The 16,595-nt window shown below is 63.3% G+C and carries 14 protein-coding genes; 10 read left to right on the top strand and 4 right to left on the bottom strand.

Translation table 11 applies throughout. The features are described from left to right. Window positions 1-117 precede the first annotated feature (117 nt). Together AAF563_16750 and AAF563_16755 are read right to left on the bottom strand one after the other, a co-directional pair. Entirely contained in the window at window positions 118-1,149 is a 1,032-nt protein-coding gene (locus tag AAF563_16750; GenBank protein MEM7122931.1) for a lipid A deacylase LpxR family protein, read from the bottom strand. Further along, window positions 1,142-2,317 carry an iron-containing alcohol dehydrogenase gene (locus tag AAF563_16755; protein ID MEM7122932.1) on the bottom strand — a complete coding sequence of 392 codons (1,176 nt, stop codon included), beginning with the start codon at window positions 2,315-2,317 and terminating at the stop codon, window positions 1,142-1,144. The genes AAF563_16750 and AAF563_16755 overlap by 8 nt, the downstream gene beginning before the upstream one ends. 100 nt (window positions 2,318-2,417) lie before the next feature. On the opposite strand from AAF563_16755, the gene AAF563_16760 reads away from it, so the two are divergent. From AAF563_16760 to AAF563_16805, 10 genes are all read left to right on the top strand, one after another. Next, window positions 2,418-3,311, top strand: coding sequence for a nucleoside hydrolase (locus AAF563_16760; protein MEM7122933.1), 894 nt, complete (start codon window positions 2,418-2,420; stop codon window positions 3,309-3,311). 230 nt (window positions 3,312-3,541) lie between these two features. Then, window positions 3,542-5,128: a DUF87 domain-containing protein gene (locus AAF563_16765; GenBank protein ID MEM7122934.1), complete on the top strand. Its 1,587-nt coding sequence runs from the start codon at window positions 3,542-3,544 to the stop codon at window positions 5,126-5,128. Window positions 5,129-5,179: 51 nt separating this feature from the next. Further along, a complete protein-coding gene (locus AAF563_16770) occupies window positions 5,180-5,911 on the top strand; it encodes a VWA domain-containing protein (GenBank protein MEM7122935.1) in 732 nt (243 codons plus the stop codon). After that, window positions 5,908-6,633: a molecular chaperone DnaJ gene (locus AAF563_16775; GenBank protein MEM7122936.1), complete on the top strand. Its 726-nt coding sequence runs from the start codon at window positions 5,908-5,910 to the stop codon at window positions 6,631-6,633. Before AAF563_16770 ends, AAF563_16775 begins: the two co-directional genes overlap by 4 nt. 110 nt (window positions 6,634-6,743) lie before the next feature. Continuing rightward, window positions 6,744-7,622 (top strand): UTP--glucose-1-phosphate uridylyltransferase, encoded by an 879-nt coding sequence (locus AAF563_16780; GenBank protein ID MEM7122937.1) that lies wholly within the window; start codon window positions 6,744-6,746, stop codon window positions 7,620-7,622. 16 nt (window positions 7,623-7,638) lie between these two features. Further along, window positions 7,639-8,967: a UDP-glucose/GDP-mannose dehydrogenase family protein gene (locus AAF563_16785; protein ID MEM7122938.1), complete on the top strand. Its 1,329-nt coding sequence runs from the start codon at window positions 7,639-7,641 to the stop codon at window positions 8,965-8,967. Window positions 8,968-8,976: 9 nt separating this feature from the next. After that, entirely contained in the window at window positions 8,977-10,365 is a 1,389-nt protein-coding gene (locus AAF563_16790) for a phosphomannomutase/phosphoglucomutase (GenBank protein MEM7122939.1), read from the top strand. 86 nt (window positions 10,366-10,451) lie between these two features. Further along, on the top strand, window positions 10,452-11,291 hold the full coding sequence (locus tag AAF563_16795; protein ID MEM7122940.1) for a MaoC family dehydratase N-terminal domain-containing protein: 840 nt from the start codon (window positions 10,452-10,454) through the stop codon (window positions 11,289-11,291). Between the two features lie 62 nt (window positions 11,292-11,353). Then, window positions 11,354-12,817: an amidase gene (locus tag AAF563_16800; GenBank protein MEM7122941.1), complete on the top strand. Its 1,464-nt coding sequence runs from the start codon at window positions 11,354-11,356 to the stop codon at window positions 12,815-12,817. A 170-nt stretch (window positions 12,818-12,987) separates the two neighbouring features. Continuing rightward, complete coding sequence (locus AAF563_16805) at window positions 12,988-14,313, top strand: D-alanyl-D-alanine carboxypeptidase family protein (protein ID MEM7122942.1); 1,326 nt, start codon at window positions 12,988-12,990, stop codon at window positions 14,311-14,313. Between the two features lie 34 nt (window positions 14,314-14,347). Here AAF563_16805 and AAF563_16810 read toward each other — a convergent pair whose 3' ends face one another. Continuing rightward, window positions 14,348-15,523, bottom strand: coding sequence for an iron-containing alcohol dehydrogenase (locus AAF563_16810; GenBank protein MEM7122943.1), 1,176 nt, complete (start codon window positions 15,521-15,523; stop codon window positions 14,348-14,350). Between the two features lie 175 nt (window positions 15,524-15,698). Further along, complete coding sequence (locus tag AAF563_16815) at window positions 15,699-16,523, bottom strand: YHYH protein (GenBank protein ID MEM7122944.1); 825 nt, start codon at window positions 16,521-16,523, stop codon at window positions 15,699-15,701. Window positions 16,524-16,595: the final 72 nt, after the last annotated feature.

The following is a 16,595-nucleotide window of genomic DNA, read 5'->3' on the forward strand; positions in this document are numbered from 1 at the left end:
GCCACCCATGGCACCCTACTCGGGGTGGCCTCGGCGAAAACGCCTCTCGGCGTACTGCCCCGGAGGCGGGGGGAGTGGGATGGCTACGGCCCGTGCGAGCGGGGAACGATCGAGATTCTAGAACCCGGTCGATACCGTGACCGCGCCATAGACATCCGGCGCGTCCTGACCTTCAAACTCTTTCGAGCGGAAAATCTGGGTGAAGCCCATGCGTACGTCGCCCAGCGTGGCGACGATTCCGGTTTGAAACTCGCCGACCAGGTACTTCTTGTCGACGCGGTGGCTGTCGCGGAACGTGTTGCCGTCCAAGAAGATGTTGTAGGCGACCGCGCGTCCCTGAACGCCGCCGAACACATACCAGTTGAAGTCATCCCAACCGCGCCGTTCGAAGTAGCCGGAACCGGGCAGGCTGGGCTGGATCAGCGGCGGGCCAAAGTCCTGACTCAGATCGCTGCCGAGCCGCAGCATCAGCCCGGTCGAGCCGTAGGTATAGACGTTGCCGAGCGCAAAACCCCAGTTGGGCGTTGCGTCGACCTCAAGACCAAACACATCCATCGGCGCGTAGCCGTGAAACTGCCGTTCGTAGGTCAGCATGGCGGCCGGTTCGTTGCGCAATTGATTGTCCCAGCCTTCACCGATCGGCGCGCTGATGATGCGATGAAACTCGGTCTGGACCTGCTCGGCATAGGAGGCCGGACCAACGACACCGAGCGACAGCGACACGAGATCGCGCCGCGCCGCCGTGGTCGACTCGACGCCGATGTCGACATAGAGCCAGCCGGCATAGGGACGGTCGTCCTCGACCACTTCGGTCGCCGACAGGTCATCGGGCGTGAACATGCTCTGGCCTATGGCAAAGCTGGTTCTAAGGTCGCCCCATTCGTCGAAGAAAGGCAGCGCCTGAACGCCCTTGCGCACGAAGCCCGGGACATCGTTGGCGCCGGAGAAATAGGAGAGGCGCATGCCGTGCGTGTACTGACTGTCGTCTTCGGATACGAAGTAGTCGTTCTCAACCTGCGCGGTGATAATCGGCCCTTTGCCGTCACGCCGTTCTGTCGGTGGGTTGGCATCGTCGCCATCGTCGGCTGCGGCCGGTTGACCGGCCACGAGAAGACATGCCGCGATACCAATCAGCCACCTGTTATCCAAGCGTTCCGTCCATGGCGTTTCGGAAAACCTTAGCCAGGTTGTCCTGGTTCAGCGGCACCGGGTTGGTGCCGGCTGTCGGATCGTTGGCCGCCTGTCGGATCAGGTCGTCGGTCTGGCTGTCGTCGACGCCAAGATCGCGCAGGGTATGGTCGATGGAAAGTTCGTTGCGCAAATCCAGGACCCACGTAAGGACGGCATCGAAGGACGGGTCGGGCAGCCCCAGATAGCGGGCCAGTCCCGTGTAACGGTCCGCGACGGCGTCGCGGTTGAAGACCATGACATAGGGCATGACTACGGCATTAGTGCGGCCGTGATGGGTGTGGAATAAGGCGCCGATTGGATGGGACAGCGAATGGATCGCGCCGAGGCCTTTCTGGAACGACGTCGCGCCCATGGTCGCGGCGACAAGCATGTTGCCGCGCGCTTCAAGGTCACTGCCGTCGGCCACCGCGCGTGGCAGGAACTCTTTGACCAGTCCGATACCTTCTAACGCGATGCCATCGGCCATCGGGTGATAACCTGGCGCGCTAAGGGCCTCGAGGTTGTGGGCCAGGGCATCCATGCCGGTCCACGCGGTGATGTTGGCGGGCAGCCCAACCGTCAGTTCGGGGTCCGAGATGACCACGGCGGGCAGCATCTTGGGATGAAAAATGATCTTCTTGGTGTTGTCGCTTCTGTCGGTAATGACCGAGGCGCGCCCGACCTCCGATCCGGTTCCCGCCGTCGTCGGCACGGCGATGATCGGCGGGATGGCGTCGGCATCGGCGCGTGTCCACCAGTCTTCGCGATCCTCGAAGTCCCAGATCGGCCGGTCCTGGCCGACCATCAGCGCGATCGCCTTGGCCGCGTCCATGCCGCTGCCGCCGCCCCAGGCGATCACACCGTCGTGCCCACCCTCACGCATGACCGCGACGCCTTCTTCGACGTTCTTGCCGACGGGATTGGGTTGAAGGTCGGAGAACAGGCCGGTTGGCAGGCCGTCGGCTTCGTTGGCGGCGATCGCGTCCTTGACCATTGGCAGATCCACCAGGCCGGGATCGGTCACCAACAGCGGGCGGGTCATACCGAGTTCGCGGCAGATCGCCGGCAGTTCGGCAATCCGTCCGGCCCCAAAGCGCATGGCGGTCGGATAGCTCCAGTTGGCGTGGGGCAGACTCTTGGTTGTCATCGGTTGGCTTCCCTGATTACGTGGACCGTTGCAGTGCGTTGCCGCGGGGTCATAGAACGCCATGTCTAGCGCCGCGACGCGGGCAAGGGGAGTGGAATTTTTGGCTGAACCCATCGATGTCATCTTTGACACCGATCCCGGCAAGGATGACGCCTTTGCCTTGTTTCTGGCGCTCGCCGCCGCCGACCGTTTGAACGTGATGGCTTTGACCACGGCGGCGGGCAATCTGGGCCTGGAAACCACGACGGCGGCGGCGCGGCGGATCGTGGAAGCGGCGGGTCGACCCGAAATCCCGGTCTATAGCGGCTGTCCGGCGCCTTTACTGTCCGCACATGAACCGTTACCGCATCTCCATGGCCATGACGGCCTCGGCGGTTCGGGGCTGCCGGAAATGGCCCGCGGCCCGGAACCAGACCACGCGGTCGCCAAGCTGATCGAGTTGATCGACAGGGCCTCGGCGCCCGTGACGGTGGCGGCGATCGCGCCGCTGACCAATCTGGCGGTCGCCTTCACCATGCGACCGGATCTCGCCGCCAAGCTGGCGCGGCTGGTGATCATGGGCGGCGCCAGATCCGCCGGCAACATCACCGATCATGCCGAGTTCAACATTCACGTCGACCCGCACGCCGCCCAGATCGTACTGACGGCCGGAGCACCAACGGTGCTGGTGCCGCTAGATATCACCCGCCCAACCTTGCCGGAGCCGGACTGGTTTGATGGCCTGGCCGGCTTCGGGACGCTGGGGCGGGCCATTGCGGGTATGTGGCGTGAGCGGTCCATGCCGCTGCACGATGTCATCGTGACCGCCTACCTGCTGTGGCCCGACCTCTTTGCCCTGGAACGCTGCAGGGTCGATGTCGATGTCGACAACCAGGAGACACGGGGCCGCACGCGGATTGAGGCCACATCGGATGGGTCCATCGATGTCGTCGCCGATATCGACAGGGATAGGCTTTATGAGAGTATAGAATCGACTTTAAGATCGTATAAATAGTTTATATTTTACAATTATTTATATTGATTATCTAATATGCGCATTGAGCGCGATCCCGACATGCTCCGCCGCCACAAGACGCTGTTGATCGGGTGTTTGGCGGTCGTTTCTGGGCTGAATCCACCCTGCTATCGAATGGCGAGGTTGTGCAGTAGGTCACACCTCTTTAGGGGTATAGTCTGCAAGTATGGCAGCGAACCGGGGTAGCGGTTCGAGGCAGGAGAACCAGTATGGACAGCAGTGGGGCGCGGCTTGGATACGTCTCGAGTATCGCGGGATCACAAGTCACTGGCAGCATAGATGACACCGACGGTGCGGCAGCGGCGCAGGTGCGCATCGGTGCGCTGGTCAAGATGCAGACGCCGGAATCCACCGTTTACGGCATTATCAACGGCTTGCGTAACTCCGACGCGACGGGCTCGGGCCGCGGCGCCGTCGAAGTCGGCCTGATGGGCGAGATCATGTTCGACGACACCGGTGCGGCGACCGGTAACTTTGAACGAGGCGTCTCGATCTATCCCTCGCTGGGTGAGGAAATCTGCGTCGCGGTGTCGGAGGATTTGGGACGCGTTTACGCCCGCTCCGACAAACCGGATGTTCAGGTCGGCACGTTCTATCAGGACCAGTCCATCGGCGCCCACCTGATGACCGACGATCTGATGGGCAAGCACTTTGTCGTGCTGGGGTCGACCGGGTCGGGCAAGTCCTGCACGGTGGCGCTGCTTTTGCGCAAGGTTCTGGAGAGCAACCAGAACGGCCACGTCATTCTCTTGGACCCGCACAACGAGTATGCGGATGCCTTCAGCGAATGGGCGGAGGTCATCAACACGACGAACCTTTATTTGCCCTATTGGCTGCTCAATTTCGAAGAGACGGCCGAGATCATGTGCACCGGCGACGGGGCCGAGCGCCAAGCGCAGATGGGTATCCTGAAAGACGCCCTGGTCGAGGCCAAGAAGATGTTCCAGGCCGAGGGCGAGGATACGTCCTACATCACGATCGATACGCCGGTGCCGTATCGGCTTGGCGAGTTGAAGCGCATCATCGACAACGCGATGGGCCAGTACAACCGAGCCGAAAGCGTCGGTCCGTTCCAACGCCTCTTGGCGCGCATGGAAAGCGTCAGCAACGACCGCCGCTACGCCTTTATGTTCTCCAGCCGCATCGTCACCGACAATCTGTCGGAGGTCCTGGGCCGTCTGTTGCGCATGCCGGTCGACGGCAAGCCGATCAGTATCATGGATCTGTCAGGCGTGCCGTCAGAGATCGTCGATGTCGTCGTGTCGACCATGTGCCGGACAATCTTCGAGTTCAGCCTGTGGAGCGCCCATCCGCAGACCGTCCCGATCCTGCTGGTCTGCGAGGAGGCGCACCGCTATGTCCCCGCCCGCGACAACGCGGGCTTCGGTCCGACGAAGCAGTCGATTTCGCGGATTGCCAAGGAAGGCCGCAAGTACGGTGTTTCCCTGGGGTTAATAAGCCAGCGGCCGTCAGAGCTTTCCGACAGCATCATCAGCCAGTGCGGCACCATCATCGCGTTCCGCATGAGCAACGATCGCGATCAAAACTTCGTGGCCAAGGTCCTGCCCGAGACGTCCCAGGGATTGCTTAGCGTGCTGCCGGCGCTCAGGACCCAGGAGGCGGTCATCGTCGGTGACGCCATATCGGTACCCATGCGGGTCCGCTTCGAAAATCTCGCCGCAGAACACCGCCCGCGCAGCGGCAACGCGGCGTTTTCGGAGAGCTGGCAGCATGACTACGACTACGACGATTTCATGCAACACACGATCGATCGCTGGCGCCGCCAGCAGAGGTAGTAAAGCAATCACTTGATTGCGTTATCGTGTGGCATCACCATCTAAATCTAGATGGGTGAACGACGCGATAAATTGCCGACGGCGACCTCCTCAGGCGACGTTGACACGTTCTTGACCAAGGTGGCGGCAACGCCGCGCAAGGCCCCTTTGGGCGCGCGCGGCCGGCTGGTGTTCGCGATGGACGCCACGGCCAGCCGCCAGCCGTCATGGGACCGCGCCTGCCGTTATCAAAGTGAGCTCTTCCATGCCGCCGAAGAGCATGGCGGCCTTGATGTGCAACTGGTGTTCTATCGCGGTTTTATGGAATGCCGGGCGAGCCCTTGGACTTCCGACGCCGCAACGTTGCGCCGCAAGATGACGAGCGTCAGTTGTCTGGGCGGCATGACCCAGATCGGCCGCGTGCTGACCCACGCATTGCGCGAAAACGCCAAGCAGCCAATCCAGGCGCTGGTCTTTGTCGGTGATTGTGTTGAAGAACATGTCGACGATCTCTGCAACAAGGCTGGCGAACTGGGTCTGAGAGGCGTACCAGTCTTCATCTTTCATGAAGGGTCCGAGCCGATCGCCGAGAACGCGTTCCGTCAGATCGCGCGCCTCTCCAAGGGTGCCTATTGCCGGTTGGACGCCACCAGTGGCGAACAACTACGCGCGCTGCTCTCTGCGATTGCTGTGTTTGCGGCTGGCGGGCAGCTGGCCCTGGAGCAGCATGGTAAGGGCAATGTGGAGGCGCGCCGGATTGCCGAACAACTTCGTCTGACGCACGACAGCGCCGGCAAGTCATGACTTGGCTACTACTTGGCGCCGGGCTGGTGGTTCTGGCCTGGGCCATTATTGCCTCCGCCCTGAATGCCAAATCGTCGACCCTGATGCGGGTCGTCAAACTGACCATCGGCTTCCTAGCGATGGCGTTGATCATCGTACTCCTGGTGACAGGCCGATATGGGCTTGCCGTCTCTTTGGTGCCCGTGCTTTTGGCAGTCGCAATTCGCTGGCACGGCATGGCGTCGATGTTGCAGAACGCGTTTTCCGGCCTGTCATCCTTGAACGGGCAACAAACGCCGGGGCAGGCGTCTGAGGTCGAAAGCCCTTACCTGCGCATGGTGCTGGATCACGATAGCGGCGACATGATTGGCGAGGTGCTTAGAGGTGACTTCGCGGGACGGCGTATTGACACGCTGGGGTTGCCGGAGCTGTTGTCGCTATTGCGCGAGTTGCAGGACCGAGATACCGATGGTGCACGGCTATTGGCCGCGTGGCTTGACCGCAGCATTCACGCCGATACTTGGCGCGATGCCGCCCACGGCGGCGGCGACCAGGCGGCCTCGACCGGTGGTATGTCGCGTGAAGAAGCGGCCGAAATCCTTGGCGTTTCGCCCGATGCGGACGCCGAGACTGTGCGTGAGGCCCACCGCAAGCTGATGGCGGCCAATCATCCCGACAAGGGCGGATCGCCATGGCTGGCGCGCCAGATTAATCTGGCCCGCGATACGCTGCTGGGAGAATAGGGCGCCCGAGGCGGCCTCCACCCATTTGTTGCGGATATCTCACTGGCATTTCAGGGCCTTGTGGTGTATCCGCCGTTGCGAGCGTAACACATGCTGTCTGGTGGAGTTCTGTGACTGATCATCGTGTGCGCCGTGCTGTCTTCCCCGTGGCGGGTCTCGGCACCCGTTTTCTTCCCGCCACCAAGGTCATGCCCAAGGAAATGCTGACCGTTGTCGACAAACCGCTGATCCATCACGCGGTGGAAGAGGCGGCGGCGGCCGGCATCGAAGAGTTCATCCTGGTCAACGGTCGGGGCAAAGGTGTCCTGGAAGACCATTTCGATCGTGCATTCGAACTGGACTGGACACTCGAGACGCGCGGCAAGGAAGAGGGACTGGAGCGCTCGCGTGCGCTTGTGCCGCCGGCCGGCAATGTGGTTTCGGTGCGCCAGCAGGCGCCGCTTGGTCTGGGTCACGCGGTCTGGTGCGCCCGGCACGCGGTCGGCGACGAGCCGTTCGCCGTCTTCCTGTGCGACGACCTCGTGCTGTCGGACCAGCCCTGTATCGGCGAGCTCCTGGAGGTGCATGCCGAGACCGGTGGCAACGTCGTGGCGGTCGAAGAAGTGCCGCGCGATCAGACCAATCGATACGGCATTCTGGACATCGGCGACGATGATGGGCGCCTGGTCGATGTTCGCGGCCTCGTTGAGAAGCCGGATCCGGCCGACGCGCCGTCAAACCTCTCGATCATCGGGCGTTACGTCTTGTTGCCCGAGATCATGGATCACCTGGCGACCCAGGAGCCGAAGGCCGGCAACGAGATTCAGTTGACCGACGCCATGGCGAAGATGATCGGTAACGCGCCGTTCCACGGACTGCGTTTCTCCGGGCGCCGTTTTGACTGTGGCTCGAAACTCGGATTTATCCAGGCGAACATCGCCTTCGGCCTGGCCGATGCCGATATCGGCCCTGCTTTGGACAAATTCCTGAAAGAAGACACGACTTCATAATGCGGGTTGGGGAACGATGAAGATTGCGATGATCGGGACAGGCTATGTCGGCCTGGTCTCTGGCGCGTGTTTCTCGGAGTTCGGTATCGATGTCACCTGCGTCGACAGCGACGCTGAGAAGATCGCGACGCTGACAAACGGCGGCATACCGATCTATGAGCCCGGTCTTGACGATCTGGTCGCGCGCAACGTTCAGGCCGAGCGCTTGCACTTTTCGACCGATCTGGCGGCCGCCGTCGGCGAGGCCGATGCGGTTTTCATCGCCGTCGGCACGCCGACCCGTCGCGGCGACGGTCACGCCGATCTGCAGTACGTGTTTGCCGCCGCTGAGCAAATCGCCGATGCGATGACGGGCTATACGGTTGTCGTGACCAAGTCGACGGTACCGGTGGGAACCGGACGCAAGGTCGAGGAGATCATTGGCGAGCGCCGACCCGACGCCGACTTCGACGTCGCGTCGAATCCGGAGTTTCTGCGCGAGGGGTCGGCGATCGAAGACTTCATGCGGCCCGACCGTGTTGTCGTCGGCACGGTGTCGGAGAGGGCGCGTGAGTTGATGTCCGTGCTCTACCGCCCGCTCTATCTGCACGAAACGCCGATGCTGTTCACAAGCCTGGAGACGTCGGAGCTGATCAAGTACGCGACCAACAGTTTTCTGGCGACCAAGATCACGTTCATCAACCAGATGGCCGACCTGTGCGAGAAGACCGGCGCCAACGTCAACGACATCGCAAGGGGTATCGGTCTTGATGGCCGCATCGGACCGAAATTCCTGCATCCCGGTCCTGGTTACGGCGGCAGCTGTTTTCCCAAGGACACCCTGGCGCTGGTCAAGACGGCGCAACAGTACCAGTCGCCGGTTACCATCGTGGAGGCCGTTGTCGACGCCAACGATCGGCGCAAGCGCGCCATGGCCGACAAGGTGAGCCAAGCGGTCGGCGACCTCGCCGGCAAATCGATCGCGGTTCTGGGGCTGACGTTCAAACCGAACACCGACGACATGCGGGAGTCACCCAGCCTGGTCATCGTGCCGCAGCTCATCGAGGGCGGCGCGACGGTCAAGGTGTACGATCCCAAAGGCATGGGCGAGGCCAAGCCGATGCTGCCCGGCGCCGTGTTCTGCGACAGCGTTGATGAAGCGGTTGCCGAGGCCGACGCGCTGGTCATCGTGACCGAGTGGAACGAGTTTCGGCTGCTCGACCTCGGTGGCCTGCGCGAGGCGATGCGTACGCCGCTCGTGATCGACCTGCGCAACATTTACCAGCCCGACGAGATGCGCGCGGCCGGCTTCCGTTACGTCGGTGTCGGCTTGGGCCACGTCGATGATGCCGTGACGGCCCACTAGGACTGCGCCGTGGTTCACCCCTCGATCCTTCGCGCCTACGACATCCGCGGTGTCGTCGGCGACACGCTCAACCCCCGTGACGTCGCTGCCCTGGGGCGCGCCTTCGCCGCGATCGTGCGGCGCGATGCGCCCAAGCGTGATGGCCGTCCCCTTGTCGTTGTCGGTTATGACGGCCGCTTGAGTTCACCGGACCTTGAGAGCGCGCTGGTCGAGGGTTTGTCGACCGGCGGCGTCGATGTCTTGCGCATCGGTCTGGGACCGACTCCGATGTTGTACTACGCGGTCCATGCCTTTGATGCCCAGGGCGGCATCATGGTGACGGGATCGCATAACCCGCCCGATTACAACGGCATGAAGCTGATGTTGGGGAAGGGGCCGTTCCACGGCGACCAGATCCTCGAACTCGGCCGCATGGCCGGCGACGCGGCGGAAGTGCCGGATGACGCACCGGGCACCATAAGCGAGCGGCCGCTTGCGCGCTCCTATGTCGATCGTTTGGCGCGCGATCTCGTGCCCGACCTGTCGCTCAAGGTCGCGTGGGACGCAGGCAACGGCGCGGCCGGTGAGATCCTGAGCCAGCTCGTCGCCCAGATGCCCGGCGATCACACGGTTCTCTATGCCGATATCGACGGCACGTTTCCCAACCATCATCCTGACCCCACGGTGGTCGAGAACCTCGCCGACTTGCGCGCGGCGGTCGCCGAGGGCGACTGCGATCTCGGCATCGCGTTCGACGGCGACGGCGACCGCATTGGCGTCATCGACGGCGAGGGCCATATCCTGTGGGGCGATCAGTTGATGGCGATCCTGTCGGCCGACGTCCTGCAGCGTCATCCCGGCGCGACGATCATTGCCGACGTCAAGGCGAGCCAGGTTCTGTTCGACGAGATCGCGCGGCTGGGCGGCGAACCGCTGATGTGGCGCACCGGCCATTCACTGATCAAACAGAAGATGAAAGAGGTCGGCAGTCCGTTGGCGGGCGAGATGAGCGGTCACATCTTTTTCGCTGACGGTTACTATGGTTTCGACGACGCGCTCTATGCCGCCGTGCGCCTGTTGAACGCAATCCACCGCTCCGGCAAGTCGGTAGTTGAGTTGCGCCAGGCCCTGCCGGCAACGGTCAACACGCCGGAGATGCGGTTCGACTGTGACGACACCCGTAAATTTGATGTCATCGAGGAAGTGCGCGAGCGGCTGAAGTCGCGCAAGGCGGACGTCAACGATGTCGACGGCGTGCGGGTTGCCATTGACGGTGGCTGGTGGCTGCTGCGCGCCTCGAACACCCAGCCGGTCCTGGTTGCCCGCTGTGAGGCCGGCGACGATGCGACACTTGAGAAGATCAAGGCCGATCTGGTCGCCACCGTCACGCCGAGCGGCGTCAGCCTGCCCGAGCTCTGACCGACCGCCGCCGATGGACCGTGGTCCCAATCCAGCAATGAGAATGTGTTATGGGAACGGTCCGAACGGGCGCGAAAGAGACTCGTATGAGCGATGATATCCAAGCGGCGGTTGGTCGGCGCCGGACAGTGTCCGATCACCTGGTGCCACGGCAGGCAGAGATGCTGGCGGCCACGCTGGACCTTGAACCATCACCTGGGCTGGCGGCTGGCGCGTTGCCGCCGGGTTGGCATTGGATCTATTTCCTTGATGCGCCCGCCACCGGCTTGGTCGGCGCGGACGGCCGCTCGGTGCCTGGTGGCTTCCTGCCGGATACCGGATTGCCCCGTCGCATGTGGGGCGGTGGCGAATTGATCTTTCATCGTCCCTTGCGTCTGGGTGACCTGGCGACCAGCGAGGCGTGCCTTGAATCTGTCGATGAGAAGCAAGGCCGCAGCGGCCGCTTCGTCGTCCTGAAGGTGCACTACGCTCTCTGCGACAGCGGCGGTCTGGCTGTCGAGGAGCGCCGCGATATCGTGATGCGCGAGGCGGCGGGCCACGGCGAAATGCCGCCCAGGCGTGAACCACCCGGCGAGGCTGTTTGGCGGCGTGAGCTGACGCCGAGCCACATGTTGCTGTTCCGGTTTTCGGCGCTGACGTTCAACAGTCATCGCATTCACTATGACGCCGATTATGTCCGAGACGTCGAAGGCTATCCCGACCTGCTCGTCCATGGGCCGCTGCTCGCCTTGTTGCTGCTGGGTCATCTTGCCGAGAGTTGTCCGGGCGCCGCCATTCGCCGGTTTCGCTACCGCGCCGTCGCGCCGCTCTTTGTCGGGCGGCCCCTGACACTGTGCGGTCGCCCGGCCGGCGACGGCGAGGCCGAGTTGTGGGTCGCCGGCGAGGACGGCGGGCTTGCCATGCAGGCCGAGGCGGCTTTCGATTGAGGGCAGGGGCCATGAAATGGTTCGGCGCTTGTCTTCGCGCCGCCAGGCGATAGGTTGCCGCCATGAGTGATGATCTGACCCGCTTCAGCGCCGCCGCGCTCGCAGATGGCTATCGCGCCAAGCAGTTCTCTCCCGTCGAGGTCGCCGACGCTGTTCTCGCTCGGATCGATGATATCGATGGCAACCTGAACGCGTTCTGCCATCGCGACGACGAGACCGTGCGTGCGATGGCGCAAGCATCTGAGGAGCGGTGGAACAAGGGCGAGCCGCTCGGTCCCGTCGACGGCGTTCCGGTCAGCGTCAAGGACGTGCTGCGCCTGAAAGGCTGGCCGACCCGGTTGGGATCCAAAACCGTCGATGCCAAGCAGGCATGGGACACGGACTCACCGTCCGTCCAGCGCATGCGCGAAGCCGGCGCGGTGTTCTTAGGCATGACGACGACGCCGGAGATGGGGTGGAAGGGGGTCACCGACTGCCCGCTCTATGGCGTCACCCGCAACCCCTGGAACATCCGGATGACGCCGGGCGGTTCCAGCGGCGGCGCGGCCGCGGCGGTTGCCTGTGGCATGGGACCGCTGGGGTTCGGCACCGATGGCGGTGGCTCCGTGCGCATTCCGGCCGGCTTTTCGGGCATCGTCGGCATGAAGCCGACCTTTGGGCGCGTGCCGATCTGGCCACCCAGCGCTTTCGGTTTGCTGTCCCATGTTGGCCCGATGGCGCGCACCGTCGAAGATGCCGCGATCATGCTGAACGTCATCGGCAAACCGGACAGTCGCGATGCCTGGTCGCTGCGCGATGACGGGACCGACTATGTCACCGCGTTGGACCACGATGTCACCGGGCTTCGCATTGCGTGGAGCCCGGATCTCGGTTTTGTCCGTGTCGATCCGGAAATCGCCCGCCTGACGGAAGAGGCGGCGCGACGTTTCGAGGAACTCGGCGCGACGGTCGAGACGGTGTCGCCGGGCTTTGACAATCCGGCCGAGAGCTTTCGGACCTTGTGGTACGCTGCCGCGGCCCAGGCCATTCGCACCGAGAGCCGGGCGCGCCGGCGCTTTCTGGATTTCGGCCTATCGACAATCGCGGAGGAGGGGGAGTCGATCTCCGCCATGGATTGGCTGGTCGCCGACAGGGCGCGCAACGAACTGGGCGCGCATATGGCCGCCTTTCACGAGCGCTATGATCTACTGCTGACGCCCACATTGCCGCTGCCGGCGTTTGAGTCGGGGTTGGAGGTGCCGAGTGGCTGGCCGCATGAGCGTTGGTTCACGTGGACGCCCTTTACCTACCCCTTCAACATGACGCGCCAGCCGGCCTTGACCGTGCCCTGCGGCTTCACGGAAAGCGGCCTTCCCGTAGGGCTTCAGATCGTTGGTGCGCGGGGCGACGACGCGCGGGTCATGGCCGCCGGCCATGCCTATCAAAAGGCCCACTCGCTCCTCGATCGATGGCCTGAAGCCGGGCGCGTCGCTGTGTCGGTGGAGCCACAGATTGTGGACAAGTCTGACGAAATGGCGACAAAGTGATGACGGTCACGTCGGATTCGGTGTTTAGAATCAATCAGATTCGATGTTTCGTTAAACAGAAGCGTGGACAGTTCTAGCCAATCTGGGTTAGTCTTACACCTATCCAATTGGGGCAGATCCGGCTCATCATGGCAATTCAAGGGCAAGTCTCTTTCTTCCATGCAACCGTTATGCGGCGTTGCCGCGCGGCACTATTGGGTGTCGTTGTGCTGGTCGCAGCCTTTAGCGCCGCACAGGTTGCGCAGGCCGGTTACACGGCGATCGTAATCGACACGACGAACGGGACCGTGCTCTATGAGCGCGGCGCCGATACGCAGAAGTACCCGGCCTCGCTGACCAAGATGATGACGATCTACATGGTGTTTGACGCCATCGAGCAGGGCGAGATCACCATGGATACCGAGTGGACGGTGTCGTCGCGTGCCAGCCAGCAGCCGCCGTCGAAGCTGGGTCTGAGCAGCGGTTCCACGATCACCGTCAGAAACGCTGTGATGGCGTTGATGACCAAGTCGGCTAACGATGTCGCGACGGTGGTGGCTGAAGGCATGTCGGGCACCGAGTGGCAGTTCGCGCAGGACATGACCGACAAGGCCCGCGACCTTGGCATGACGCGCACCCAGTTCGGCAACGCGTCGGGCCTGCCTGATGAGTCCATGGTATCGACGGCGCGCGACATGGCGACGCTGGCAATGCGGCTGCAGGATGACTTTCCGCAGTACTACGATCTCTTCAGCACCACGAGTTTCACCTATAACGGCCAGACCTACGGCAACCACAACAAGCTGCTTGGCGTGGTCGACGGCGTCGACGGTCTGAAGACCGGTTACACGCGGGCCGCGGGCTGGAACCTCGCGGCTTCGGCGATGCGCGATGACCGGCGTATCGTTGCCATCATCATGGGCGGCAAGTCGCGCATCTGGCGCGACGAACGCATGAAGCAATTGATCGGCGAGGGTTACGTGATCGCCGCGCGGCTTGATCTCGAAGTGCCGTTGCCCGACGGCCACCCACTGCGCGAACAGCCGATCATGGTGGCCAGCGCGGATGCTGCCCAGGTGCCAGCGGCCACCTTGCCGGCGACGCCGATGGCGGTCACCGAGTTTAGCGCCGGTGGCGTGCCCTATCCCAAGGCCCATCCGACACGCGAGACTATGCTGGCTGGCGCGTTTTCCATCGACAACATCGCCCGCGCGATCGATGGCAGCGAAACCCCGCTGCTGACGACGGCGCAGGGCAGCGCCGAGGAGACGCCGTGGGCGATGCAGGTCGGCGCGTACTCACAGTTCGAGAATGCCTACCAGGCCATCGACACGGCAGAGTTCCATTTGCGCGATGTTATGGGCGAGGTGGCGGCTGTTGTGACGTCCTCGGAGACCGAAGCGGGCGAGTTTTACCGCGCGCGCTTTGTCGGCCTGTCCGAAGATCAGGCGCGTGAAGGCTGCCAGATCCTGATGTCGCGCAACCTGCCTTGCGCGGTCGTACGCTTCGGCCTCTAAGAACTGACTGTCTGACCTTTAGAGCAGATCCGCTCTAGGCGGCCGCGATCATGCGTGCGGCGGCGTCGCGCAGCGTATCCTGCGTGTAGGTCACACTGTCGCTCGTCAGCATGACCTTGTTTTCATCGGCAAAGCAAAGCGCCGCGATCGCCTCGGCGTCATCGGGGCTGAGCTTGTGATCGTCGAGCGACAGGCGAAGGCCGACCTCACGCAGCCAGGCCTCATAGGTGGGCGCCGCCAGGGCGGCCGCCTCCTCTATGCCCAGTCCCTGGACCGGTGCGCCGAGCGCACCGGCGACCTCCGCATAGGCATCCGGCACGGTCTCCGCAGCGCCGGCCATCGTCGCGTTGAGCGCCAGGCCGACCGCGCGGCCATGATGGACGCCGGCCAGCTCTCCGATTGCGTGGCCAATCGCGTGGGCGATGCCGACCCCGGTGACGTCGAAGGCTATTCCGGCGGTTGTCGCGGCGATCAAAACATGGCCACGCGCCTCAAGGTCCTCCGGCTCGTCGACGGCCCGTTTCAGCCACGTCTTCAGTTGGCGCACGGCGCCTAAGGCGAGCGCGGTCGAGACAGGATTGCGGCGGCGCGTGGTCGCCGCCTCGATGGCATGGACCGACGCATCAACGCCGGTCGCGGCCGTCAGCGCCGGCGGCAATCCGACCGTCAAGGCCGGATCGAGCAGGGCGAGATTGAAGCGCAGGGGATTGCCCCAGGCCCAGAGCTTGCGGTCTGCTGTGCTGAACACAGATGTCCGTGTCACCTCCGAACCCGTACCGGCCGTGGTCGGTATCGCGATCTTCGGCAGGCCGTCGCGCGGCACCGGCTGCACGCCCAAGGCATAGGTCTCGACGGCATCGCCGGATACCGCGAGTGCTGCGGCCACCTTGGCGACGTCCAGACTGGACCCGCCGCCTAAGCCAACCACACAACGCGCTCCGGACTGCCGCGCCAACGCGACCACGGCATCGACGGAACTGGCGAGCGGATCACTTCGAATGTCGGTAAACGTCTTCACGCTGTGGCCGCCGCCTTCGATCGCGGCGCTTGTCTGGTCTACCAAGCCTGCTGACGCGACGCCGGGATCGCTGACCAGAACCACGATGGTTTCAGCGCCCGCCATCTTCTCAATGTCACGGCCAAGCTTGTCGAGCCGGTTGACTCCAAAGGCCAGCGGCACCGGAGCGTCGAAGTTAAAAGGATCGGTCATGGCGGTCTCCAGATTCTTATCTCAAGTCATTTTCACTGCTGCGCCACGAGGTAGAGCTGAATCGGCTTGCTCATCGGGGTCGTTGTAGATCGGCCCGAACGCGTTGGGGCGATCGCGCGGTTGTCGGTTTAGGCGACGGGGCGCCGGGCCGTCAACGGCGCGTCATCAACTGGCTTCAACGGCCCGGGCCACGCTCGTGCACGAAGCTCGGATCCGGTGCGCCTCGATAGCAACGCGGCACGACCGGCCAGTTCGCCGACAGGAAGTAGGCATAGGTGCCGTCGGGGAACTCAGGCGTCACACCGGTCCGGCCATTGCATTCATCGAGATCGCCCGCACCCTCGACATGCGCATAGTCGGCCAGAAAGGTGCCGTCATAGGTGCCGCCGGGTTGACCGCTACCCGTGGGGCGATTTCCCGGGCGCAGCCTGTAGCTTGAGGTGAGTTGGACAATGCCGGAGCCGGGATCCATCGGATCGACATAGCCATAGAGCGCATAGATGGGAAAGCCGTCGGCGGCCCAGCCTATCAAAGGCGAGTGCGAGTTTGCGGTGGCGCCGAGGTCAAAGAGAAGCTCGGTCGGCCACAGATGATAGTGATAGGCGCCGTTGGGCTGCACGTGCGCATAGTTCGCATCGAGGCCCAGAGAGATCGCGCCCGACAGAACCGCGTATTGCCAACGTGAGCCGCGCTCACCTAGGTACCACTCGGCGGCATGGGGATCGAACGGTACGCCATTGACCGCGATGCCGAAGTTATGCAGGCCCGCGGATGTGATGCCGATGGCTAGCGCTGGCTCAGCTGGCACCTCGTATCGGTAGGCCTGTGGCTCAATCGCATTGGGGTTGCCGCGCGTGGGGAACGGACCGACGGGGTGCTCGGGAATGCCGTTGGCCGTGATGACGCGTTTGGCGCCTTCCACCATGATCGTGACGTCGTTGGGATAGGGCAGAAGTACGTCGGCGGGATTAACGTTCAGGACACCGTCGCTCTGTGTCACCGTGTGTTTGCGCGGTTGGGGCGGCTGTTGACCCTGAGTTTCGAGGTCGTGGGCGCTCGCGCTCATCAAGGC

It is taken from the genome of Pseudomonadota bacterium (assembly GCA_039028155.1).
In the GTDB taxonomy this organism is placed as follows: Bacteria; Pseudomonadota; Alphaproteobacteria; order SP197; family SP197; genus JANQGO01.

Coding starts and splice junctions, on each gene's coding strand:
- AAF563_16795 (MEM7122940.1), top strand. CDS start 10,452: ATGAGCGATGATATCCAAGCGGCGGTTGGTCGGCGCCGGACAGTGTCC.
- AAF563_16770 (MEM7122935.1), top strand. CDS start 5,180: ATGGGTGAACGACGCGATAAATTGCCGACGGCGACCTCCTCAGGCGAC.
- AAF563_16785 (MEM7122938.1), top strand. CDS start 7,639: ATGAAGATTGCGATGATCGGGACAGGCTATGTCGGCCTGGTCTCTGGC.
- AAF563_16805 (MEM7122942.1), top strand. CDS start 12,988: ATGCGGCGTTGCCGCGCGGCACTATTGGGTGTCGTTGTGCTGGTCGCA.
- AAF563_16810 (MEM7122943.1), bottom strand. CDS start 15,523: ATGACCGATCCTTTTAACTTCGACGCTCCGGTGCCGCTGGCCTTTGGA.
- AAF563_16800 (MEM7122941.1), top strand. CDS start 11,354: ATGAGTGATGATCTGACCCGCTTCAGCGCCGCCGCGCTCGCAGATGGC.
- AAF563_16765 (MEM7122934.1), top strand. CDS start 3,542: ATGGACAGCAGTGGGGCGCGGCTTGGATACGTCTCGAGTATCGCGGGA.
- AAF563_16755 (MEM7122932.1), bottom strand. CDS start 2,317: ATGACAACCAAGAGTCTGCCCCACGCCAACTGGAGCTATCCGACCGCC.
- AAF563_16775 (MEM7122936.1), top strand. CDS start 5,908: ATGACTTGGCTACTACTTGGCGCCGGGCTGGTGGTTCTGGCCTGGGCC.